Source organism: Pectobacterium atrosepticum (genome assembly GCA_019056595.1).
Lineage (GTDB): Bacteria > Pseudomonadota > Gammaproteobacteria > Enterobacterales > Enterobacteriaceae > Pectobacterium > Pectobacterium atrosepticum.
In genome coordinates this window covers 2,518,817-2,540,438 of record CP036163.1, presented here as the reverse complement: position 1 = coordinate 2,540,438, position 21,622 = coordinate 2,518,817, and the positions used below count along the sequence as shown (strand labels likewise).

The window sequence follows — 21,622 nt, the reverse complement described above, 5'->3', positions numbered from 1 at the left end:
CACGTATCCTTGTTGTTTTTGTTATTCAGTTCAGGTCGATTTGCTGGCCATTTACCACAATGTGGCTGCCCTTGATGTTGATGACGCCATCGGCGCTGATACCAATAAAACCGCCTTTGGTGGCAATTAGGATGTCGCCCTCCTGTGATTGAATGGCGATGTTGTTTTTCACCTGCAGGGAGTCGTTGTCATCCACGGTGGTGCTGCGGTTTTTGGTGACGGCGATATTCTGATGCCCTTGAATCTCGGTAGATTGGTCTTTCACCACCGACATTGCCTGATTTCCGCCGACGCTTTCGGTATGGTCAGCTGCCACACTGGTTGTGCGGTTATTCAACACAACGGTGTTCATGTCCTTCTGGGCATGAATAAACACCTCCTCCTGACCGGCCTGATCTTCAAAGCGCAATTCGTTGAACCCGGCCCCTTTGTGCGTTGAGGTACGCAGCGAGGTGCGTGTCTTATTGGCGGGCAGCGGGTACGGCGACGGATTGGTGGCATGGAACGTCCTGCCAGTGACAATTGGCTGGTCTGGGTCGCCTTCGAGGAAGCTGACAATCACTTCATGGCCGATGCGTGGAATGGCAATCAAGCCGTACTGGCCGCCTGCCCAACCCTGACTCACCCGCACCCAGCACGAACTCTGGTCATCACTGGAGCCGTAGCGGTCCCACGGGAATTGCAGTTTGATTCTGCCGTATTCGTCGCAGTAGATTTCTTCCCCTGCGGGGCCGACGACCGTCGCGATCTGCGGGCCGTCTACCATCGGTTTGTACGGCAAATCCGCACGCCAGGTGCTTTTGGCACTGATAACCTCAAAGCTGTTGCTGTAGGTGGTCGGTTCGCCGCCGCTTTCTTCTTCCAGCGCTTGTGGCTGTTGCCCGCTGTGGATAATGGCCACCAACTGCCAGCCGGTATTGAGCACGGGGTTGGGGTGTTCGGTGAGGGTAAAGCTGTTGCCTGGCATCAGCATCGCGGCATTGGATTCGCCTGAACCCGCCATGGCATTCGCGCGTAACGCGTCCAGTCGGTAGCCGGTAAACGCCTTGCCGCTCGGGTCCTGTTTGAAGCGCCCTGGGTAGTCATAGTGCTGGTAGCTTTCGCGCTGATGGTCCAGTTTGCCACTTATCTTGCTGTGCAGCAGGCTGTAGGCGGGGGTTTTGAAGCTATAGTCTTTGAGTGCCACTTCTGCGGTGCTGACTGTTTCGGCGTAGCGGAAACGACGCACATAGTCGCCTTCGCTTAGCCCCTGGTTGGCGAGGTTGAAGAACAGCTCTGGGCCTTTTGCCAATGCGCCTGCATCATCGGCAAAGATGACTCGGTGTTTGCCTTCTTCAAACTCGTGAAAGAAGTACAACCCTTCCTCTGCGGCCAGTCGGGTGACAAACGCCAAATCGCTTTCCCGATATTGCACGCAGTATTCCCGGGGCGCGTGCTCATGACGCAGCGCAAAGGCGTAGTCGGTAATCCCTGCTTCTTCCAGCAGTGTGCCGATAATCGCTTCCGGCTTTTGCGCCTGAAAGATGCGGGCGTTGGTACGTAATCCCAGTCGCCACAAGGCCGGACGGACTTCCATCTGATAGCGCGTGCGACGAAAGCCCGTGTCCCCCTGCGCAAAGGCGCTGATAATCCCGCTCACTCGGCGCTTTAGTTCGCCTTCGTACCACACCAGCAACTCACACGGTTGGTCGAGCACCGCACCGAAATCCACATCCGGCAAGGCACTTGCCAGATTCAGCGACAAGGCAAATGGCCGGTTAAGCGCCTCGCTGAGCTGAAAATCCACCACCGCAAACGTCGGGGCGGGCAATGCACCGACCTTTACCGTGAACTGTAATCCTGTACTGTTTGCCACGTTTATTCCCTCGCTTCCCGTGATGAAAATCGTGTTGTCTGCGCTCAGGTCTGGGGGAGTCAGACCTCAGAACAGCGTGATGCAAAAAACCCGGGGCAAGCCCGGGTTGGAGACAGAACGATTACGCTTCGACCGGCGCACGCCAGTCATCGGAGCCGGACGTGCCGGCCACGGTGTGTTCCCAGTCGATTTTGCGGTAAGCCAGCGACACTTCAATCAGTTGGGTGTAATCCAGCTTGGACGGATCCTGGCAGTGTGGCATTTTGCAGTCGATATCCACGATGGTGGCATCGGTCAGGATGGTAGAGAAGAAGTGCTCCTGCTTGCCTTCCACCGAGGTGCGATACCACTTCAGGGTTGTGGTCGGCAGCATTTCACCGGTAGACAGTGCGTTGTACAGCAGTGGAACGGCTTTGTTCAGCGCGACGGTGAATTTGAACGGCTTGTGCACGCGCTGGCCAGATGGCTGACCAGACTGCGGGTCGGTCGGCACGGTAACCACGTGTTTGAATTCCTGCACCAGCATTTCGTCTTCGTGGCCTTCGACATAGATGTTGCCGACAGAATCAGACGTGAAGGCACCGGCGGTGATGTTGCCCTGAGTTTTCCCTTCGATGCTGATATAGCATGGAGTTGGCATAGTGTTGCTCCTTGTTGTTGAACGGGTTTAGTAACTTCACCGTCTGTATAGCAATTCGTATGCCAATTCATATCTGATTGTTTTTAATGATAAATATCTTAACTAAAATTCCCCCTAAGCAAAATTTGAGCAAAAAATTGCGCAGACCTCGCGAAAAAACGGCATCCATTGCGCAAAAAGTGATTTCCACCAGAAAGTGAGCAAGAAGTTGCGCAGAATGCGCAGTTATTCTGAAAGTTTGAGTTAGTACTAAATTATTGAAATGAATAACCAATCGAAACGGTGGTTATCGATAGTAAAAAGCTATATCTGGCGATAATTTGCTCGCGTTTATAAAAATGTAAGTGAGTAATTACTTATATTTGCTATGCATATCTTGCATAGCAAAAGACGTCATTCGGGTAACAAAAGTAAAAGCTAGCGTTGGCATGATTTTACGTAAGTGGTTTGTCAGTGCGGCTCGATGATTTTGATAGGCCATTAAGTATGGGCGATTTTCCCTATGGAGCCCGCCACACGAGATCATTCATTTTTCAGCATAGTGAAGTGCTGCCATTAACTGGCATAATGCGTATGTCATTCTCGGTCAGGATCTTAACGGGATACGCCTATTGGGCATGCGCTGGCGTGTTGTCCTACACTCGTTAAGGCTGCGCCGGTTAGCGGCGATAGATAATCGTGACCGAGAGAAACACTTATTGCTGATACTTGCCGGTGAGAAAGGGCGGGTATATATCGTTATTATTGAGGTTTTCGCATGAAAAAAGTTACCGTTGCCGCAACACAAATGGCGTGTTCTTGGGATCTGCCCAAGAATATCGAAAACGCTGAAAAACTGGTGCGACAAGCGCATGCAAAAGGCGCGCAGGTTATCCTGATTCAGGAACTGTTTGCCGCACCGTATTTCTGCATCGATCAAAGCCCAGAGCACTATGCGCTGGCGCAGGAGCTGGAAACCAGCCCGCTGATTAAGCATTTCTCTGCACTGGCGGCGGAGCTGAACGTGGTGCTGCCGTTGAGCTTCTTTGAGCGTGCTAATAACGCCTATTACAACTCGCTGGTGATGATTGACGCGGATGGTTCCGTGTTGGACGTTTACCGCAAAACCCACATTCCGAACGGTCCGGCGTATCAGGAAAAGCAGTTCTTCATTCCTGGCGACACTGGCTTTAAAGTCTGGCAGACGCGCTACGCGAAAATCGGCGTGGGCATTTGCTGGGATCAGTGGTTCCCAGAAACTGCACGCAGTCTGGCGTTGCAGGGCGCAGAACTGATTTTCTATCCGACTGCCATTGGTTCCGAACCGGCCTACCCGGACATCGACAGCCAGCCTCACTGGACCCGCGTTCAGCAAGGGCACGCTGCAGCCAATCTGGTGCCGGTTATTGCATCCAACCGTATCGGTACGGAAGCCAGCAAATATATCGACGGTCTGGAAATGACGTTCTACGGTTCTTCTTTTATCGCCGATCAAACCGGTGCGCTGTTGGCTCAGGCCAATAAGACGGACGAAGCCATTCTGGTGCATGAATTTGATTTAGAAGCGATTGCCGCCCAGCGTGCCTCATGGGGCCTGTTCCGCGACCGCCGCCCGGAAATGTACGGCACTATTGCCAGCTCAGACGGCAAGACTCGGAGATAAGTGATGTCACAGTTAGCAGCTCCTCATGTCACCACGCCACATCAGGATGGTTTTGCGATGCCCGCTGAGTGGGCACCGCATGATGCCGTGTGGATGATTTGGCCGTATCGTACTGATAACTGGCGCGAGCAGGGCGTTCCGGCGCAGAAAACGTTCGCGCGCGTGGCGGAAGCTATCGCCCAGAATACGCCCGTTATCATGGGCGTTCCTGCACGCTACATGGCGGATGCGCAAAAAGTGATGCCGGTAAATGTCACGCTGGTGGAAATGGAAAGTGACGATGCCTGGATGCGCGACACTGGCCCAACCATCGTGCTGAATCAGGCCGGTGAGCGTCGGGGTATCGACTGGCAGTTCAACGCCTGGGGCGGCGAGCTGGGTGGTCTGTATGAAGACTGGCGTCAGGATGAAAAAGTCGCGGCGCAGGTGCTGGATTATCATCAGGCCGCAGGCTACGCCGCTCCGCTGATTCTGGAAGGTGGCTCGATCCATGTCGATGGTGAAGGCACGCTGCTGACCACGGCGGAATGCTTACTCAATCCGAACCGTAACCCGCACCTGAGCAAAGCGGAAATCGAACAACTGATGCGTGATTATCTCAGCATCTCGACGATTATCTGGCTGGAAGAGGGCGTGTACAACGACGAAACCGATGGACATATCGATAATATGTGCTGTTTCGTGCGCCCCGGTGAAGTGGCGCTGCACTGGACTGATGATGAAAACGATCCGCAGTATGCACGTTCCGTCGCGGCCTATGAGGTTCTGTCGGCAGCGCGGGATGCGCAAGGGCGTGAGCTGAAAATCTGGAAACTACCTGCTCCCGGCCCGCTCCATGCGACCAAAGAGGAAGCGCAGGGTGTGGACAGTGGCGATGCGGTTGAGCGCCTTGCCGGTTCTCGTCTGGCAGGGTCTTATGTGAATTTCCTGATCAGCAACCAGCAGATCATTTTCCCACTGCTGGATGAGAAGACGGATGATGTTGCACGCGATCTGCTGCAACAGATGTTCCCTGACTATTTGATTAGCGGCGTGCCTGCGCGGGAAATCCTGCTGGGCGGGGGAAATATCCACTGCATTACGCAGCAAATTCCTACGGCGAAGTAAGTATTGAGCCGTTAACAGACGACTTGAAAGAAAGGTAGTGAGTGTCCTGCTCGTCATAAAAAAACGCCGGGAGCGTTTTTCAACGTTGCGTAAGCGATGGCCCGAAGGGTGACGGAAAAGGATGTCCGTCATAAAAAAAGCCGGTTGGCGCAATAGCGTGAACCGGCTTTTTATTAGACGACCCGTTGTCCGTCCGTTTTCGATAAAAGCTTAGCCGCGTTTAGCGTCGGCTGCGGCTTTCACGATGACAGCAAAAGCGTCGGCTTTCAGTGATGCACCACCGACCAGCGCGCCGTCGATGTCTGGCTGGGTGAACAGCTCTGCGGCATTCGCAGCATTAACCGAACCGCCGTACTGGATGATAACTTGTTCAGCAACAGCAGCATCTTGCTTGGCGATGTGGTCACGGATGAATTTGTGAACGGCCTGAGCCTGTGCTGGAGTTGCAGATTTACCGGTGCCGATAGCCCATACGGGTTCGTAGGCCACAACGGTGTTTTCAAACGCTTTCGCACCCAGCGTATTCAGTACGGCATCCAGTTGACGTGCGCACACGGCTTCGGTTTGGCCTGCTTCGTTTTCAGCTTCAGTTTCACCAATGCACAACACCGGAATCAAGCCCGCGTCTTTCAGCACGCCAAATTTCTTCGCAATGAATTCATCGCTTTCTTTATGGTAGGTGCGGCGCTCAGAGTGGCCAATGATGATGTATTTCGCACCGATATCTTTCAGCATCTCGGCAGACGTTTCACCGGTGAAGGCACCAGAAAGGTTCACGTCAACGTTCTGCGCGCCCAGTGCAATGCGGCTGCCCGCCAGTTGGTGATTAGCCTGATCGAGGTAGATAGCTGGGGGGGCAATGGCTACGCCACAACCGTCAACGGTGCTGAGCTCTTTACGTAGGCCTGCGATCAATTCGTTGACCAAGTTGGTGCTGCCGTTCAGCTTCCAGTTACCCATAACTAATGGATGTCGCATCTTTTTTCCTCCAGCCGGAATCGCGAATGAATCAATGTGTTTGTGTTAATGAAGTAAACCGTACTGCCCGTTAGGCAATATAACTTGCCACCAGTATAGAGACGAAATGTGACCGTGGCTCTGTTTTTTGTCATTAATTACGGTATCGATCACGGTTCAGATAGCGTTAGCTTAATCGGTTCAACAGCAAAAGTTAGCCCTTTTTCGCCGTCATCTGCAACCACATAGCGCAGGGCACCTTCCGTTTGCTGGTAAACGCGTTGTCCTTTGCCTTTTCCCAGCAGTTCGGTGACTTTTTTCACACTCTGTTCCTCCGTCAGTGACGGTGCGAACGTGCGAGCCAGTGCGGCCATATAGTCGATGGCCTGTTTACGACGCGCGGCGGTTTCTTGTTCGTTCTGCGGCTGCGGTAGCCAGGTGATTTGCAGCGTTTTGATTTTCCCTGTGCCTTTCTCTAGCGCGGTTGAAGCATAGAGGTGGTCGTTGATCCGGCTGGCTGCACGGGTCAACATGCTGATGATAGTGCCGGTATCGACAACCCGAAATTCACCGATCGGCAGCGTCGGGTTGCTCAGGTTGTAGCGAGAACGGAATTGCGTGATGGTTTGATCGAAGGTTGGGGCACCAGCCAGCAGATACGGCGCATTGGCTGAGGTTTTGGGCGGAAACGTTGGATCGGCTCCCGCGTGAGTCTGGTACAGCACCAGCGATGATAAAACCAAAAGTGAAGCGATGCGTTTTCGTGTCATAGGGGTTCGGGTCAGCCACTTCAGAAGATGTCCAGGCCGATAACGGCAGAATACGTTTGATTAAAGCGGCATTTGTACGTCGTTGTCAAAAATCGCGTAAAGATTGCAGGTAAACATCTTGGTTGAGGTAAAATCGCTCAGACAAAAATACAGATTAATTCGGCCAGACAGGCTACTAATTCAGGGCGTTATCGTTAATGACATTACAGCAATGGTGCTTCTCGTTTAAAGGCCGTATTGGCCGTCGTGATTTCTGGCTCTGGATGGCTATTTGGGTGGCGCTGATGGCGGTATTGTTTACGCTTTCAGGTCAAAACTGGTTGGATACGCAATTGACGGCGTTTGGTTTGGTGGCATTGCTGTGGCCGACGGCGGCGATGATGGTGAAGCGGCTGCACGACCGTAATAAAAGTGGCTGGTGGGCGCTGCTGTTAGTGGTGGCGTGGGTATTGGCCTCGGGGAATTGGTACATGTTTTCCGCCATTTGGCAGTGGGGCATTGGCCGCTTCTTGCCGATCCTGATTGTCGTGATGACGTTGCTCGACTGCGGCGTTTTTCTAGGGACAAAAGGGGAAAACCGATTTGGAGCAGAGGCGGAGCCGTTTCGCTTCCGCCGCTAATTGGGAATAATATGCTGTTTACCAATAGTTCTCAGCAGTCATATGACCGGGCCTGCGGCGCAGGTGTTTGGTCATTTGCCGCTCTTCTTTTAGCAATGCTTGGGTATCGCGCACCATCTGCGGGTTACCGCACAGCATGACATGGCTGGTGGCCGTATCCATCGGTAAGCCTACTGCGGATTCCAGCGTACCGTTGCTAATAAGCTGCGGGATGCGTCCTGTCAGCGAGCCTGCTTCCTCTTCCCGGCTGACCACCGTTTGAATATGCAGTTTGCCGTGGTAGCGCTGCTGTAACTGCTGCATCAGCGGCAGATAACTCAGATCGCGTGAGAACCTAGCGGCATGAACCAGCACGATGTTCTTAAAGCGTTCCAGATCTTTGCCTTCCTGAAGGATGGACAAATAGGGGCCGATGCCCGTGCCTGTTGCCAGCATCCACAGTGTTTCACAATCAGGAATCTCTTCCAGCACGAAAAATCCGGCGGCCTCTTTGACAATCATGACTTCCGACCCAGGCTGCATGGCATGCAGATGAGGGCTAAGTTTGCCTTCTGGCACGGTCACCAGATAGAACTCAAGCGTAGGATCGCTGGGCGCATTCACGTACGAATACGCGCGTTGCACTTTTTCACCATCAATCTCCAGCGCCAGCTTGCCATACTGCCCAGCAGTGAATGAATCAGCGGGCGCCTGAACCCGAATGCTAAACAGACTTTCTGTCCAGTTTTCCACCTGAATCACTCTGCCTGTCACCCATTCAGCCATAATTTTCTGCTCCTGTTGTACCCGTCATACTTCAAGCTGCATGTGCGTTGGCAATACTCGGCTCATCTCTGAGCCTCGCCCTGAGGGGCCGCCGCAAACGGCGTTCAAATTGGCTAAGCCAATTTGTTCTTACTCACCCCAGTCACTTACTTGAGTAAGCCCCTGGGGACTCGCGCGATTGCCGCCTGCCTGCAACTCGAATTATTTAGGGTATCGACGCCACTATTTGTGCATGTAAGTCGGGCGTCTAAGATACGCCATTTATTAACAACTGTGAAACAATCAGTCAGTCTGTGGAGTGGTCTGCTACAGCAGGAATTCGTGCAACGCACGATCCTTACGATCCAGATAGTGTGTCGATTTAATACGGCGGATCGTACGAGACTTACCGCGGATCAGCAGCGTTTCTGTGGTAGCCATGTTGCCTTTACGTGCGATCCCATCCAGCAAGTCGCCTTTGGTGATGCCTGTTGCGGAGAAAATCACGTTGTCGTTGCGCGCCATGTCATCGAGCTTGAGGACCCCACCGGCTTCGATGCCCATTTGTCGGCAGCGTGCCAGCTCGTCCTCACCGATGCTGCGGTTTTCAGCGCTATCGCCTTTGACTTCATGACGTGCCAGCAAACGTCCTTGCATGTCGCCGTCGAGCGCCCGGATAACCGCTGCCGAGATCACGCCTTCTGGCGCACCGCCGATACCGTACAGTACGTCAACTTCGCTGTCCGGCATGCAGGTGAGGATCGATGCAGCCACGTCTCCATCTGGAATCGCGAACACTTTCACCCCCAGTTGCTGCATTTCCGCGATGCAGGCATCGTGGCGTGGTTTAGCCAGCGTAGTGACGGTTAACTGGCTGAGCGGTTTACCCAGCTTCAGCGCGACATTACGCAGGTTGTCTGCCAGCGGCAGATTGAGGTCAATTGCCCCCTTTGCTCCGGGCCCGACGATCAGCTTTTCCATGTACATGTCTGGCGCGTGCAGAAATGCACCTTTTTCGCCGACGGCCAGCACGGCTAGCGCGTTCGCCTGACCCATTGCTGTCATCCGCGTGCCTTCAATCGGATCGACGGCGATGTCCACGGCATCGCCCTGACCAGTGCCAACCTGTTCACCAATGAACAGCATAGGCGCTTCGTCGATTTCCCCTTCTCCGATGACAATCTGACCGTTGATATTGACTTGATTCAGCATAATCCGCATCGCCTGTACGGCGGCATTGTCAGCGGCATTCTTATCGCCACGGCCTAACCACTTATAGCCTGCTAACGCGGCTGCTTCGGTGACGCGCGAGAACTCTATGGCTAATTCACGTTTCATAAATACCTGTCTGTTGTCGATCGGAAGGGGGAGATATGGAGTGGGATTTTATCACAACGGGGAAGGGTGGCGGTTAAGTGATGCGGAAAAATCGGGCGCGACAGGCGCGCCCGATATAGGGGGGATTAGGCGTCGTGATCTTCCCAGTTACGAGCACGAGCAACGGCTTTCTGCCAGCCGCTGTAACGAACGTTCCGCTCCACCGTTTCTATGCTGGGGCGGAATTCACGCTCAATAGTCGCTTTGCTCTTCACTTCATCCAGATCGTTCCAGAAGCCAGTGGCAAGGCCAGCCAAGAACGCGGCACCCAATGCGGTGGATTCACGTACTTCCGGACGTTCCACGCGCGTGCCGAGGATATCGGACTGGAACTGCATCAGGAAGTTGTTGGCGACTGCGCCACCGTCGACACGCAGTGATTTCAGACGCGTCCCCGCGTCTGCCTGCATGGCATCCAGCACGTCACGGGTCTGGAAGGCGATGGATTCCAGCGTCGCACGGATGATGTGGTTAGCGTTCACGCCACGGGTCAGACCGAAGATCGCGCCACGGGCATACGGGTCCCAGTAGGGGGCTCCCAAACCAGTGAAAGCGGGGACGACATAGACGCCGTTGGTGTCCTTCACTTTTGTCGCGAAGTATTCGGAGTCCATGGAGTCGCCGATCAGCTTCAGCTCGTCACGCAGCCATTGGATAGATGCGCCGCCAACGAACACGGAGCCTTCCAGCGCGTAGTTCACTTCACCGCGCGGGCCACAGGCGATAGTGGTCAGCAGACCGTGTTTGGACTGCACGGCTTCTTTACCGGTATTCATTAGTAGGAAACAGCCAGTGCCGTAGGTGTTTTTCGCCTGCCCAGGGTTGACGCAGAGCTGGCCGTAAAGCGCCGCCTGCTGGTCACCCGCGATACCGGCGATAGGAATACGCGTGCCGCCTTTACCGCCGATGTTGGTCTGGCCGTAGACCTCTGAAGAGCCGCGTACTTCCGGCAGCATCTCGTGCGGGATATCCAGCGCTTCCAGCATGCGGGTATCCCATTCTAGCGTATGAATGTTAAACAGCATGGTGCGGGAGGCGTTGGTGTAATCCGTTACGTGAACACGCCCTTGCGTCATTTTCCAAATCAGCCAGGTATCGATAGTACCAAATAGCAATTCGCCGCGTTTAGCGCGCTCACGGGAGCCTTCAACGTGATCCAGAATCCATTTCACCTTGGTGCCAGAGAAGTAGGGATCGACCACCAGCCCGGTGGTGTTGCGAACGTACTCTTCCAGACCGTCTTTCTTCAGTTTCTCGCAAATTTCAGCGGTACGACGACACTGCCAGACGATGGCGTTATAAATCGGCTTGCCGCTCTCTTTTTCCCATACGACGGTGGTTTCACGCTGGTTGGTGATACCAATACCCGCGACTTCATCCGCACTGATATCGGCTTTCGCTAGTACTTCGACCAGCGTTGAGCTTTGTGTTGCCCAAATTTCCATCGGGTCGTGCTCTACCCAGCCCGCTTTTGGATAAATCTGGGTGAATTCACGCTGTGAAACGCTAACGATATTTGCATCGTGATCCAGTACGACGGCGCGAGAGCTGGTTGTGCCTTGGTCGATCGCGACAATGTATTTTTTTTCCGGGTTCATAAATCCAATCCTGTAATGATTAACCGTGAAATAGGATGGTCGTGGCGTTAAGTTTAACGGCTTTCACGACGCGTGGTAGCTTCTGCCTCGGGTTCGCACACATCGCATGGCAGATTACGGCCAATCAGTGCGCGATAACCGAAGGCACCCAGACAGGCACCGATGATGGGGCCAAAGATAGGAATCAGGAAGTAAGGGATTTCGCGTGCGCCAGTAAAGGCGACGTTGCCCCAGCCCGCCAGAAAAGCGAATAGCTTAGGACCAAAGTCACGCGCCGGGTTGAGGGCGAAGCCAGTCAGCGGCCCCATGGACGCACCGATGACTGCAATCAAAATACCGATCAGCAGGGGAGCAAGTGGCCCGCGTGGGATACCATTGCCATCATCGGTCAGTGCCAGAATCAGGCACATCAGAATCGCGGTGATGACGGTCTCAACCAGCAGCGCCTGCATAACGGAAATGTGCGGGTTCGGATACGTCGAGAAAATGCTCGCTAAGCTCAGGCTTTCCGTACTGCCGCGCACCATATTGTTGGTTTGTTCAAAATCTACGAACAGATTGTAATACAGCCCGTAGACCAGTGCGGCGGCACAAAATGCCCCTGCAATCTGCGCCACAATGTAAGGCAGAACCTTGCGTCCATCGAAACAGGCAAACAGCCACAGGGCGATAGTGACGGCTGGGTTGAGGTGAGCACCGGAAATGGCTGCGGTCAGATAGATTGCCATCGCAACCCCCAGACCCCAAATGATGCTGATCTCCCACTGTCCGAAGCTGGCTCCCGCCAGTTTCAATGCGGCGACGCAGCCGACACCGAAGAAAATCAGCAGGCCAGTGCCGAGAAATTCGGCGATGCACTGGCCTCTTAGCGTTGAACGTTCTGCTTGGCTCATATTTTTTTCCTGCTGGGTAACGTACAGAGTGGTAGGTCTAAGGATACCGTCTGGCGGCATCCCCTGTTTTAAATGTATTTATGATGTGAATTTATCGTTAATGAGCGAAAACGAGAAATATCGAAATTGAAATGTGTGTTGCGCGTCAAAAAAATGAGCGCATTCGCTTATAAAATGACTCGTAGTGGTTTTTCGTCCAGGGTTGATAGTAACGCTCAGGTTAAATTTATTAACACAATAGACGTAACGGGGAAGCGAACGGGGGCGTTTGCAGTTTGAGTCGCTTGTTTTTCGGTTTGTATTGCCCGTTTTTCAGTTTGTACTGATAGTGTTAAGTAAGAAAAACTGCGACACTCGCGTAGTGGGGGACGTGCGCTAGACAGGGGGCCATTGGCTACATACAATTTCGTTATGGTCTGTCTTGCCAGCCGTCCCGCGGTCAGGATTATGTTTGCGGGCGGATGACGCGACACCGTGAGTGTTGGTTACAGAGTCTGAAAGCCAGCGTTAACCGATCTTTGCCTTGTTGCGATTAAAAGGGGTTTGAAGAATGTCATTTGAAGTGTTTGAAAAGCTGGAAGCGAAAGTTCAGCAAGCGATTGATACTATCACGCTATTGCAAATGGAAATTGAAGAGCTGAAAGAGCAGAACAACACGTTGTCGCAGGATGTTCAGGCGGCAGCGGGTTCACGTGAATCGCTGGTGCGCGAGAACGAACAGTTGAAAGAAGAGCAAGTGGTGTGGCAAGAGCGTTTGCGCGCGCTGTTAGGCAAAATGGAAGAAGTCTAATCGGGCTTGCTGGCTCAGGCGAAAGAACGGCTTATCGATTGAGCCAAATAGAAAAGGGCGTATATCGCCCTTTTTTTGGTGATGTTACCGCAATAAAAACGCAGAAACTCAACGATATTATTCAATATCCAGCGGATCTTCCGACAGAATAATGCCCGTGTTGTCGGCATACAGATGGTCACCGGAAAAGAAGGTTACGCCGCCGAAGTTGACGCGAATATCGCTTTCGCCAATGCCTTCGCTACCCGCGCCGACCGGAATGGCTGCCATCGCTTGAATGCCGATATCCAGCTCCGCCAAATCGTCAACCTGACGCACGGCACCGTACACGACAATACCTTCCCACTCGTTTTGGGTCGCCAGCCGAGCGAGCTCCGCGTTGATCAACGCGCGGCGCACTGAGCCCCCGCCATCGATCAGAAGCACGCGCCCGAGGCCGTTTTCTTCAAAAAGATCGAAAAGTAGGCCGTTATCCTCAAAACATTTCACCGTGGTGATTTTGCCACCAAATGAAGTACGCCCACCAAAGTTGGAGAACAGAGGCTCAACAACATTCACCTCTTCGTGATAGATATCGCACAGTTCAGAAGTATCGTATTTCATAGGATTAACGTCAGGTTGCCGCCGGAATCATGAGTATATCCCTTTCTGGCCGCTGTTGGCAAAATCATCAAATGTTAACTTGATTCGCATCAGTAAATGAGTGCCGCTTTTTGCCTGTTCTCAATTTACCCGCACTAACTCAGTATCACGCCAACGGCGAACAAAATGTTAGTCAGCAGCGCGCCTTTCACCGTTTTTTCCAACATCGGACGCATACTGAATGCGCTGGTTTCACGCAGTACATAGCGCGCCTGTTTAATCAGCAAAGGGAGCGCCAGAATAAAGAGCCAGCCCGCCAGACTGTGCAGATAAAACGTCGCGAACAGGCCAAGACAAACCGGTGCTAGCAGCAGCAACATCGTGTGGTAGAAGCGTGCTTTTTCCGCGCCAAGACGCACCGCCAGCGTATTTTTTCCGCTGATGCGATCGTTGTCGATATCGCGCAGATTGTTGATGTTCAAAACGGCCGTCGCCAGCAGGCCGCAGGCTGTTGCAGGCAGCATTACGACGCTGTCGAAATGACCGGTTTGTAGGTAATACGACCCTGCGACGCTGAGCCAGCCGAAAAAGATCAGCACCGAGATATCGCCAAGCCCGATGTAGCCATAGGGTTTGTTGCCGACGGTATAGGTGATCGCAGCGAAAATTGCCAGCAGCCCCATAATCAGGAAACCGAAGATATCTGCTGGTTTTTCACAGGCGAGAATCACCAGGCTCACACCAGAAATGATGGTGAGTACCACGGTTACGATTAGCGCATTGCGCAGTTGCGACAGCGTAATGGCACCCGTTTGGATGCCACGCAACGGCCCGATGCGTTCCTCGGTATCGCTGCCTTTTATCGCATCCCCATAGTCGTTCGCCAGATTGGAGAGGATTTGCAGCAGTCCGGCGGTTAACAACGCCAGTAATGCTACCCCCGGTTTAAAGCTGCTATGCCAGCTCGCAATCGCCGAGCCGGTGACGATGGACGCAAAAGCTAATGGCAACGTTTTTGGACGAAGACTATCCAGCCAGGCTTTGGTTTTGCTGCTATGGGTCGATAATGTCATGGTGTGCTTCAATTTTATTGACGATTCAATTGCGTGAATCATCCGTTTATAAACAAAAAAAGTCAGTGATGGCGGCGTCAGAAACAAAAGTGGGAGGCCAACGCCTCCCACTTTATCGTTAATAGTGCGATCCGCGAAAACGGATTATAAGATAAATCGACTCAGATCTTCATCTGCTACTAATTCATCCAGATGACTACGTACATAATCTGCGTCAATGATAACGCTTTGACCATTCATTTCGCTGGCGTCGTAAGAAACGTCTTCGATCAGACGCTCCATAACGGTATGCAGACGACGCGCGCCGATATTCTCGGTGCTTTCGTTCACCTGCCAGGCGGCTTCGGCAATACGACGGATACCATCGGCGGTGAATGAAATATCCACGCCTTCCGTCGCCATCAGCGCTTTGTACTGTTCGGTCAGCGAGGCGCTCGGTTCTGTCAGGATGCGCTCGAAATCTTCCGTCGTCAGCGCCTGCAATTCCACACGAATCGGCAGACGACCCTGCAACTCTGGAATCAGATCGGACGGGCTGGCAACCTGGAATGCGCCGGACGCGATAAACAGAATATGGTCAGTTTTGACCATACCATGCTTGGTCGATACGGTGCAGCCTTCAACCAGCGGCAGCAGGTCGCGCTGAACGCCTTCACGAGAGACATCTGGGCCAGAGCTTTCGCCACGCTTACAGATTTTGTCGATCTCGTCGATGAACACGATACCGTGCTGCTCAACGGCTTCAATCGCCTGCTGTTTCAACTCTTCCGGGTTCACCAGCTTGGCCGCTTCTTCTTCTATCAGCAGCTTGAAAGCATCTTTAATTTTGACCTTATGGGCTTTCTGCTTCTGACCAGCCAGATTCTGGAACATGGACTGTAGCTGATTGGTCATCTCTTCCATGCCCGGCGGTGCCATGATCTCTACGCCAACGGGAGAGGCAGCCAGATCGATCTCGATTTCTTTGTCGTCCAACTGGCCTTCACGCAGTTTCTTGCGGAATGCCTGACGTGTTGCTGATGGCTCCTGAGTGCCTTCTGCCTGTCCCCAATTGTTTTTCGCCGGAGGAATCAGCACGTCCAGAATGCGGTCTTCCGCCATCTCTTCCGCACGGAAGCGATTTTTTTCGATGGACTGGTGACGTACCATTTTGATCGCGGAATCCGTCAGATCGCGAATGATGGAGTCAACTTCCTTACCTACGTAGCCAACTTCGGTGAATTTGGTCGCTTCCACTTTGATGAACGGCGCATTGGCGAGCTTCGCCAGACGGCGAGCGATTTCGGTTTTACCTACGCCGGTCGGGCCGATCATGAGAATATTTTTAGGCGTCACTTCATGGCGGAGTGCTTCGTCTAACTGCATACGGCGCCAGCGGTTACGCAGCGCGATGGAAACGGCGCGTTTTGCTTTGTGCTGGCCGATGATATAGCTGTCGAGTTCGCTGACTATCTCGCGCGGGGTCATTTCAGACATCGTTGATCCTTACGCCTTGGAGGCTAATTCTTCTATCGTGTGGAACTGGTTGGTGTAGATGCAGATGTCGCCAGCAATCCCCAGAGATTTCTCGACGATATCGCGTGCACCCAGTTCGGTATTTTCCAGTAAAGCACGGGCTGCTGCCTGCGCATAAGGACCGCCGGAGCCAATAGCGATCAGATCGTTTTCAGGCTGCACAACATCGCCATTACCGGTAATGATCAGTGAGGCATTTTCGTCCGCGACGGCTAGCAAAGCTTCCAGCCGACGCAGCATACGGTCGGTACGCCAGTCTTTCGCCAACTCGACAGCGGCTTTCACCAGATGGCCCTGATGCAATTCCAGCTTGCGCTCGAAAAGTTCAAAAAGGGTGAATGCATCCGCGGTGCCGCCTGCGAAACCAGCGATGACGCGATCATGGTAGAGGCGACGTACTTTACGCACATTGCCTTTCATCACGGTGTTGCCCAAAGTGGCCTGTCCATCACCGCCAATGACCACCTGGCCATTGCGGCGTACGCTTACAATTGTTGTCACGAGTCAGTCCCCGTTTGAAGAAAAAGACCCCCGCATCACGCGCAATGTTGTTCGTTTAAGTTTGATGCCAGAGAAAATACGGTGTGAGGTAATGAAGACGATACCTCGCACCGTGCTAGCCCAGTCTCTTGATCCTTAACCGATCGGCATTGCCCACATTACTCGGGGCACATTGATGTTATAGATGGGGGAAAGCGTGGGGTTTTTCAACCCCCGCTGGCAAGAGGAATACAGTTTGATGCGCCCGCGCCTTTAAGACGTTGGAGCATGCCGTCTGCGGCAGCGCGGTTGTTGTATGGCCCCAGCATGATGCGGTTCCAACCACCGTTAGAGGTGATGCGGCTTTCGATACCCGCAAACGCCAACTGTGCTCTCACGGATTCGGCAGGGTCCATGGTTTTGAAGGAGCCGCACTGAATCGCCCAGCGTTGTGTTTTTTCGACTTTTGGTGCTTCAGGCTGTTTGACTGGCTGTTGTTTCGGCGCTTCCTGCTTTGGTATTTCTTGTCTTGGAGTGTCTTGTCTTGGAACAACAGGCGTCGTTTGGGTGACCGCTGGCGCACGCGTTGCAGGTTGTGTCGTCACGACAGGCGGCTGCTGCATTGATTGGGTCGGTGGTTTAATGGTCACCTGTGAGCGCGGAACCTGCGTCTGGTCGTTATACGGCACTTCGGAAAGCTGTGTGGGCTGACGGCGCATATCAGACTGCATCTGCTCCAGCAACTGGCGCTGCTCATCCGTCAACTGTACCGGCGAGCGGACCTCTCCACCCGCGGACGGTTCAGTCGGTGTCGTGACGCCCAACTGACGATTTTCCAGCTCTTTGATATAGCGCCAACGCTCTTCCGGCTTGGGTGGCAGCCCGTTACCTTTGCCCGTGTTTTGATGCGGAAGGACGGGGGACTCGTCGGGTTTATTATGGGCGATAAAGTACAGACCGCCCGCGAAGGTGACCAAAACGGCAACAGCGAGCGCAACCATGGTTTTGGACGCGCCTGAAGCGTTGCCTTTTTTTCGGCTATTTGTCGTTTTCCGACGCGTTCCTGATGAACGTCCCCGGCTCACGTAGTCTCTTTGTGCCACTGTCGTTTCGCTGTGAATTGATAGGTAAATGTACCCGTCATACTTCAAGTTGCATGTGCGTTGGCTGGGCTACTCGGCACACTTACGTGTGCCTCGCCCCGTTGGGGCCGCTGCAAGCAGCGTTCAAATCTGCCTCCGGCAGATTTGTCACTCACCCGAATCACTTACCTGAGTAAGCTCATCGGGATTCCTTCCCTTGCCGCCTTCCTGAAACTCGAATTATTTAGGGGATAACATAATTAGGGGGCCATGTTACTGAACCCTCAAATATTTGACCAGCACCTGAAGTCTTAAAGCCTGTTACGGGCGTAATTCGGTGCGGCGACACTGTCGCGTATGACCAGTTCACTGGACAACAGACGGGAACCGCTTTGTACCGTGTTACCTTGCAACTGCTCTAAGAGTAGCAGCATTGCCTCGCGTCCGATCTGATAACGTGGTTGGGCGACAGAAGTCAGAGGAGGCCAGCAGTATTGCGCTTGTTCTATATCGTCGAAACCGATAATGGAGAGATCACGCGGGATGTCCAGCCCCATTTTTCTGGCCTGCGTCAGTACGCCCAGCGCCATGAGATCGCTATGACAGAAGATGGCGCTAGGCGGCTGTGGATGTTGCATCAGCGCAATCAGGCCGTTGATCCCGGTTTTGTAAGTGAAATCACCCCGAAAGATGTATTGATTATCGATGAGAATTCCATTGCGTCGCAGGGCCTGAATATATCCCTGTAGGCGATATTGACTCAGATGCATGTGCTCTGGGCCCGCAATGCAGGCGATGCGCTGATGACCTGCCTGATGTAAATAGTGTACGGCTTCAAAGGCGGCGGTCAGATTATCGATATGCACGGTTGGTAGCGCCAGATCCGGTGAGAACTCATTCGCCATCACCATCGGTGGCAAATTACGCTGCTCTTCCTGGCCTGCATCAAACGGCAGATTCGAGCCGAGCAACACCATGCCGTCGATCTGTTTGGTAATAATTAGATCGACGAAGGTTTTTTCCCTTTGATGCTGGTGAGCGCAATCGCCAATCAACACGAGGTAGCCGTGTTCGGCGGCTGTTTCTTCGATCCCACGAAATATTTCGGAGAAATAAGGATCACAGATATCTGGCACGATCGTCAGGATCGTACGTGATTCGTTACGCTTGAGATTTCTGTTGAGTGCGTGAGGCGAATAGCCAACGGCGATGACAGCCTGCTCGACCTTCCTGCGGGTGGTCGCAGAGACTTTCTCTGGGTTCATTAACGTTCGGGATACGGTGGCGGTGGAAACGCCCGCCTCATCCGCCACGTTTTTCATCGTCGCCGTGGTGACGCCTTTCTTCTGCTTCAACGCTTTTCTCCTTGCGTCAGCGTTAACTGGCGCTGACTGTCAGCAGAACGTTCCTGTCTGTTGACGCTATATGATTACGGGTAACGCTTTTCGGCGCAGTATGCCGACTGACTGGCACCGGACCCCAGCATACTGCCTGCGCAGACAGTGATAACAGATTGAACGCAGGTTTTGTTGCTTAATTTGCACAGAAAGTGTGATGAATATCGTGTTCCCGACGCCGCTCGCAAAAAATGCGTGGCAAGAAACCGAAATGACCTAACGGGAAACGCTAACCGTCTGTGGGGTCGACATCCAGCATCCATTTCACTTTACGTGCTTGCGGTAGCGTACCGATCAGCGCCAACGACGTTCTGACCAGTTTCTGTAACAACGCTCTGGAGGGGTGCTGTAGCAAAAGCTGCCAGCGGAAGCGCCCCGCACGTTTTGGCTGCAAAGCAGGCACCGGACCCAGCAGCCAGAGTGATTCATCTCGCAACGGGCTAGCCTCCAGCAAATTACGCAGCTGCTGGAGGAATAAAGCGGCCTGCTGATTATCGTGATCGTCAGCGCGGAAGATGATATGGCTGGTAAACGGCGGCAGAAAAACACTTTTTCGTTCGGTAAGCGCCTGGCTGGCAAAGGCATCATAGCCTTGCCGCAGCAGCGTTTGTAATAGCGGGTGTTCCGGGTGATGAGTTTGCAGCGCCACCTCGCCAGCCTTGCCTGCACGCCCTGCGCGACCTGCTACCTGAGTGTAGAGCTGGGCAAAACGTTCGGCTGCGCGGAAGTCGGCGGAGAACAGCGAACCGTCAACGTCCAGTAAGGCAACCAGCGTTACGTCAGGGAAATGGTGGCCTTTCGCCAACATCTGCGTGCCGATAAGAAGGCGTGCGCCTCCCAGCCTGACCTGTGAGAGCTGCTGCTCAAGCGCGCCTTTACGGCTAGTGGTATCACGGTCGATGCGGGTGATCGGGACATCTGGAAAGATCGGGGCAAGACTTTGCTCCAACTGCTCGGTGCCCAGACCGACGGGCACCATATTGGTCGAGCCGCAGCCGGGGCACTGTTGTGGAACCGGACGCTGGCTGTCGCAGTGGTGGCAACGCAACATCTTCTGATGCTGGTGGTAGGTATAATAGTGATCGCAGCGCTGACACTCGGCGATCCAGCCGCACTCATGGCACATCACCACGGGAGCGAACCCGCGCCGATTAAGGAACAAAATAACCTGATTATCGTTCGTCAGATGGTGACGGATACGGGTAATCAGCGGCTGAGATAATCCTGCTGTCAGCGGCAAGCTTTTCAGATCGATAACATGCTGTTTGGCCAGTGCGGCATTACCCGCTCTTTTGGTCAGATTCAATCGGCGATACTTGCCGACTTGGACGTTATACAGCGTTTCCAGTGCGGGCGTCGCCGTTCCCATGACGATCGGAATATCTTCCTCTCTGGCACGGAAGACTGCTAAATCACGGGCGTGGTAGCGCCAGCCCTCCTGCTGTTTGTAGGAGCTGTCGTGTTCTTCATCGATCACAATCAGCCCCAAACGCGCAAAGGGGGTAAATAATGCCGACCGTGTCCCGATGACGATCGCGGCTTCTCCGCTGCGGGCGCGTAGCCAAACGGCGAGGCGTTCGCTGTCGTTGAGTGCCGAGTGCAGTACATCAACCGGCACGTTAAAACGTTCGCGGAAGCGGGCAATGGTTTGCGGCGTCAGGCCAATTTCTGGCACTAATACCAGCGCCTGTTTGCCCTGTGCCAGCACGTTTTCCAACACGCTGAGATAGACTTCAGTTTTACCTGAGCCAGTGATACCCGCGAGCAGCCAGGCGGCAAAGTGGTTGTCTTCGCTGCGGATAGCACCGACGGCGGTGGCCTGCTCAGTGTTCAGGCGCAGGCGGTCAGTGGCCATGCTAAAGCTTTGACGCCAGTCATGAGGCGTTTGCTCTGCTGCTTTTAACTCGCACAATCCTTTGCTGCGTAGCGCCTGTAACGCCGTCTCCGTCAGCCCGATTTCGCCCACCTGATGGCGATAAAGTGGCGACTGAAGTAAGGCCGCCAGCGCCTGCTGCTGTTTAGCGGCGCGTTTTAGCGTGCTGAGCGGTGTCGCCCGGCCTTGTTCGGTGGCAAACCACTGCCAGAGCGGCGCGCGGTGCGCGGGTTTCCCCTGACGCAGTAATATCGGCAACGCATGGAACAGCACTTCGCCAATTGGGTAGTGATAGTACTCGACTGCCCACAGTAAAATGCGCCACAGACTGGGTGGAAACAGCGGCTGTTCGTCCAGCACGTCATGCACGGGTTTTAATTGTTCAAGCGGAAGTGCGCTGGTGTCGCTCAGTGCGGTAATAATGCCGATGGCTTTGCGGTTACCAAAAGAGACGCTGACGCGTGTGCCGACCTGCGGAGTCACTCCTCCTACTGGTAGCAAATAATCGAATGTACGCGCCAGTGGCACGGGCAAAGCGACCTGAGCGACAGACATAACTTCTCCGTGGTAGTGGACGTGATTTGCGCGGCGATCCATGACATAACCGAGCGGTCTATATCATGTGCG

Annotated in this window: 19 protein-coding genes; 4 read left to right on the top strand and 15 right to left on the bottom strand. The window is 53.7% G+C overall.

Annotation, left to right across the window (positions count from 1 at the left end; genetic code table 11):
• Window positions 1-25: 25 nt before the first annotated feature.
• A complete protein-coding gene (locus tag DCX48_12120) occupies window positions 26-1,855 on the bottom strand; it encodes a type VI secretion system tip protein VgrG (protein QXE15198.1) in 1,830 nt (609 codons plus the stop codon).
• Window positions 1,856-1,976: 121 nt separating this feature from the next.
• Window positions 1,977-2,495, bottom strand: a complete 519-nt coding sequence (locus DCX48_12115; GenBank protein QXE15197.1) for an Hcp family type VI secretion system effector — start codon at window positions 2,493-2,495, stop codon at window positions 1,977-1,979.
• Window positions 2,496-3,252: 757 nt separating this feature from the next.
• Here DCX48_12115 and aguB point away from each other — a divergent pair.
• A complete protein-coding gene (aguB, locus tag DCX48_12110; protein ID QXE15196.1) occupies window positions 3,253-4,137 on the top strand; it encodes an N-carbamoylputrescine amidase in 885 nt (294 codons plus the stop codon).
• A 3-nt stretch (window positions 4,138-4,140) separates the two neighbouring features.
• Window positions 4,141-5,244: an agmatine deiminase gene (gene aguA, locus DCX48_12105; protein ID QXE15195.1), complete on the top strand. Its 1,104-nt coding sequence runs from the start codon at window positions 4,141-4,143 to the stop codon at window positions 5,242-5,244.
• Window positions 5,245-5,454: 210 nt separating this feature from the next.
• Here aguA and DCX48_12100 read toward each other — a convergent pair whose 3' ends face one another.
• Window positions 5,455-6,222: a triose-phosphate isomerase gene (locus tag DCX48_12100; protein QXE15194.1), complete on the bottom strand. Its 768-nt coding sequence runs from the start codon at window positions 6,220-6,222 to the stop codon at window positions 5,455-5,457.
• A gap of 149 nt (window positions 6,223-6,371) precedes the next feature.
• Window positions 6,372-6,971: a DUF1454 family protein gene (locus tag DCX48_12095; GenBank protein QXE15193.1), complete on the bottom strand. Its 600-nt coding sequence runs from the start codon at window positions 6,969-6,971 to the stop codon at window positions 6,372-6,374.
• A gap of 197 nt (window positions 6,972-7,168) precedes the next feature.
• Here DCX48_12095 and DCX48_12090 point away from each other — a divergent pair, with 197 nt between their 5' ends.
• A complete protein-coding gene (locus DCX48_12090) occupies window positions 7,169-7,591 on the top strand; it encodes a DUF805 domain-containing protein (GenBank protein ID QXE15192.1) in 423 nt (140 codons plus the stop codon).
• Between the two features lie 18 nt (window positions 7,592-7,609).
• Here the strand turns inward: DCX48_12090 and DCX48_12085 are convergent, their stop codons facing one another.
• The 4 genes from DCX48_12085 to DCX48_12070 all read right to left on the bottom strand — a co-directional run bounded on the left by DCX48_12085 (window position 7,610) and on the right by DCX48_12070 (window position 12,203).
• Window positions 7,610-8,356 carry a ferredoxin--NADP(+) reductase gene (locus DCX48_12085; protein QXE15191.1) on the bottom strand — a complete coding sequence of 249 codons (747 nt, stop codon included), beginning with the start codon at window positions 8,354-8,356 and terminating at the stop codon, window positions 7,610-7,612.
• Between the two features lie 306 nt (window positions 8,357-8,662).
• Window positions 8,663-9,673: a class II fructose-bisphosphatase gene (gene glpX / locus DCX48_12080; protein QXE15190.1), complete on the bottom strand. Its 1,011-nt coding sequence runs from the start codon at window positions 9,671-9,673 to the stop codon at window positions 8,663-8,665.
• Window positions 9,674-9,798: 125 nt separating this feature from the next.
• Window positions 9,799-11,310 carry a glycerol kinase gene (glpK, locus tag DCX48_12075; GenBank protein QXE15189.1) on the bottom strand — a complete coding sequence of 504 codons (1,512 nt, stop codon included), beginning with the start codon at window positions 11,308-11,310 and terminating at the stop codon, window positions 9,799-9,801.
• 53 nt (window positions 11,311-11,363) lie between these two features.
• A complete protein-coding gene (locus DCX48_12070; protein QXE15188.1) occupies window positions 11,364-12,203 on the bottom strand; it encodes an aquaporin in 840 nt (279 codons plus the stop codon).
• Between the two features lie 550 nt (window positions 12,204-12,753).
• On the opposite strand from DCX48_12070, the gene zapB reads away from it, so the two are divergent.
• Window positions 12,754-12,993, top strand: coding sequence for a septal ring assembly protein ZapB (zapB, locus tag DCX48_12065; GenBank protein ID QXE15187.1), 240 nt, complete (start codon window positions 12,754-12,756; stop codon window positions 12,991-12,993).
• Between the two features lie 117 nt (window positions 12,994-13,110).
• On the opposite strand, the gene rraA is transcribed toward zapB, so the two are convergent.
• From rraA to DCX48_12030, 7 genes are all read right to left on the bottom strand, one after another.
• A complete protein-coding gene (gene rraA, locus DCX48_12060) occupies window positions 13,111-13,596 on the bottom strand; it encodes a ribonuclease E activity regulator RraA (protein QXE15186.1) in 486 nt (161 codons plus the stop codon).
• Between the two features lie 134 nt (window positions 13,597-13,730).
• Window positions 13,731-14,648: a 1,4-dihydroxy-2-naphthoate polyprenyltransferase gene (locus tag DCX48_12055; GenBank protein ID QXE15185.1), complete on the bottom strand. Its 918-nt coding sequence runs from the start codon at window positions 14,646-14,648 to the stop codon at window positions 13,731-13,733.
• Between the two features lie 144 nt (window positions 14,649-14,792).
• Window positions 14,793-16,124, bottom strand: coding sequence for an HslU--HslV peptidase ATPase subunit (hslU, locus tag DCX48_12050; protein QXE15184.1), 1,332 nt, complete (start codon window positions 16,122-16,124; stop codon window positions 14,793-14,795).
• 9 nt (window positions 16,125-16,133) lie between these two features.
• Entirely contained in the window at window positions 16,134-16,664 is a 531-nt protein-coding gene (hslV, locus tag DCX48_12045) for an ATP-dependent protease subunit HslV (protein ID QXE15183.1), read from the bottom strand.
• Window positions 16,665-16,870: 206 nt separating this feature from the next.
• Window positions 16,871-17,746 (bottom strand): cell division protein FtsN, encoded by an 876-nt coding sequence (gene ftsN, locus DCX48_12040; GenBank protein ID QXE15182.1) that lies wholly within the window; start codon window positions 17,744-17,746, stop codon window positions 16,871-16,873.
• A gap of 290 nt (window positions 17,747-18,036) precedes the next feature.
• Window positions 18,037-19,080: a DNA-binding transcriptional regulator CytR gene (cytR, locus tag DCX48_12035; GenBank protein QXE15181.1), complete on the bottom strand. Its 1,044-nt coding sequence runs from the start codon at window positions 19,078-19,080 to the stop codon at window positions 18,037-18,039.
• Between the two features lie 271 nt (window positions 19,081-19,351).
• Window positions 19,352-21,550: a primosomal protein N' gene (locus DCX48_12030; protein ID QXE15180.1), complete on the bottom strand. Its 2,199-nt coding sequence runs from the start codon at window positions 21,548-21,550 to the stop codon at window positions 19,352-19,354.
• Between the last annotated feature and the right edge of the window lie 72 nt (window positions 21,551-21,622).

What these genes read in the sequence shown, in the direction of transcription:
- DCX48_12055 (QXE15185.1), bottom strand. Translation starts at nt 14,648, where the DNA reads ATGACATTATCGACCCATAGCAGCAAAACCAAAGCCTGGCTGGATAGT.
- glpK (QXE15189.1), bottom strand. Translation starts at nt 11,310, where the DNA reads ATGAACCCGGAAAAAAAATACATTGTCGCGATCGACCAAGGCACAACC.
- hslU (QXE15184.1), bottom strand. Translation starts at nt 16,124, where the DNA reads ATGTCTGAAATGACCCCGCGCGAGATAGTCAGCGAACTCGACAGCTAT.
- zapB (QXE15187.1), top strand. Translation starts at nt 12,754, where the DNA reads ATGTCATTTGAAGTGTTTGAAAAGCTGGAAGCGAAAGTTCAGCAAGCG.
- DCX48_12100 (QXE15194.1), bottom strand. Translation starts at nt 6,222, where the DNA reads ATGCGACATCCATTAGTTATGGGTAACTGGAAGCTGAACGGCAGCACC.
- aguA (QXE15195.1), top strand. Translation starts at nt 4,141, where the DNA reads ATGTCACAGTTAGCAGCTCCTCATGTCACCACGCCACATCAGGATGGT.
- aguB (QXE15196.1), top strand. Translation starts at nt 3,253, where the DNA reads ATGAAAAAAGTTACCGTTGCCGCAACACAAATGGCGTGTTCTTGGGAT.
- glpX (QXE15190.1), bottom strand. Translation starts at nt 9,673, where the DNA reads ATGAAACGTGAATTAGCCATAGAGTTCTCGCGCGTCACCGAAGCAGCC.
- DCX48_12070 (QXE15188.1), bottom strand. Translation starts at nt 12,203, where the DNA reads ATGAGCCAAGCAGAACGTTCAACGCTAAGAGGCCAGTGCATCGCCGAA.
- DCX48_12090 (QXE15192.1), top strand. Translation starts at nt 7,169, where the DNA reads ATGACATTACAGCAATGGTGCTTCTCGTTTAAAGGCCGTATTGGCCGT.
- rraA (QXE15186.1), bottom strand. Translation starts at nt 13,596, where the DNA reads ATGAAATACGATACTTCTGAACTGTGCGATATCTATCACGAAGAGGTG.
- DCX48_12095 (QXE15193.1), bottom strand. Translation starts at nt 6,971, where the DNA reads ATGACACGAAAACGCATCGCTTCACTTTTGGTTTTATCATCGCTGGTG.
- DCX48_12085 (QXE15191.1), bottom strand. Translation starts at nt 8,356, where the DNA reads ATGGCTGAATGGGTGACAGGCAGAGTGATTCAGGTGGAAAACTGGACA.
- DCX48_12030 (QXE15180.1), bottom strand. Translation starts at nt 21,550, where the DNA reads ATGTCTGTCGCTCAGGTCGCTTTGCCCGTGCCACTGGCGCGTACATTC.
- DCX48_12115 (QXE15197.1), bottom strand. Translation starts at nt 2,495, where the DNA reads ATGCCAACTCCATGCTATATCAGCATCGAAGGGAAAACTCAGGGCAAC.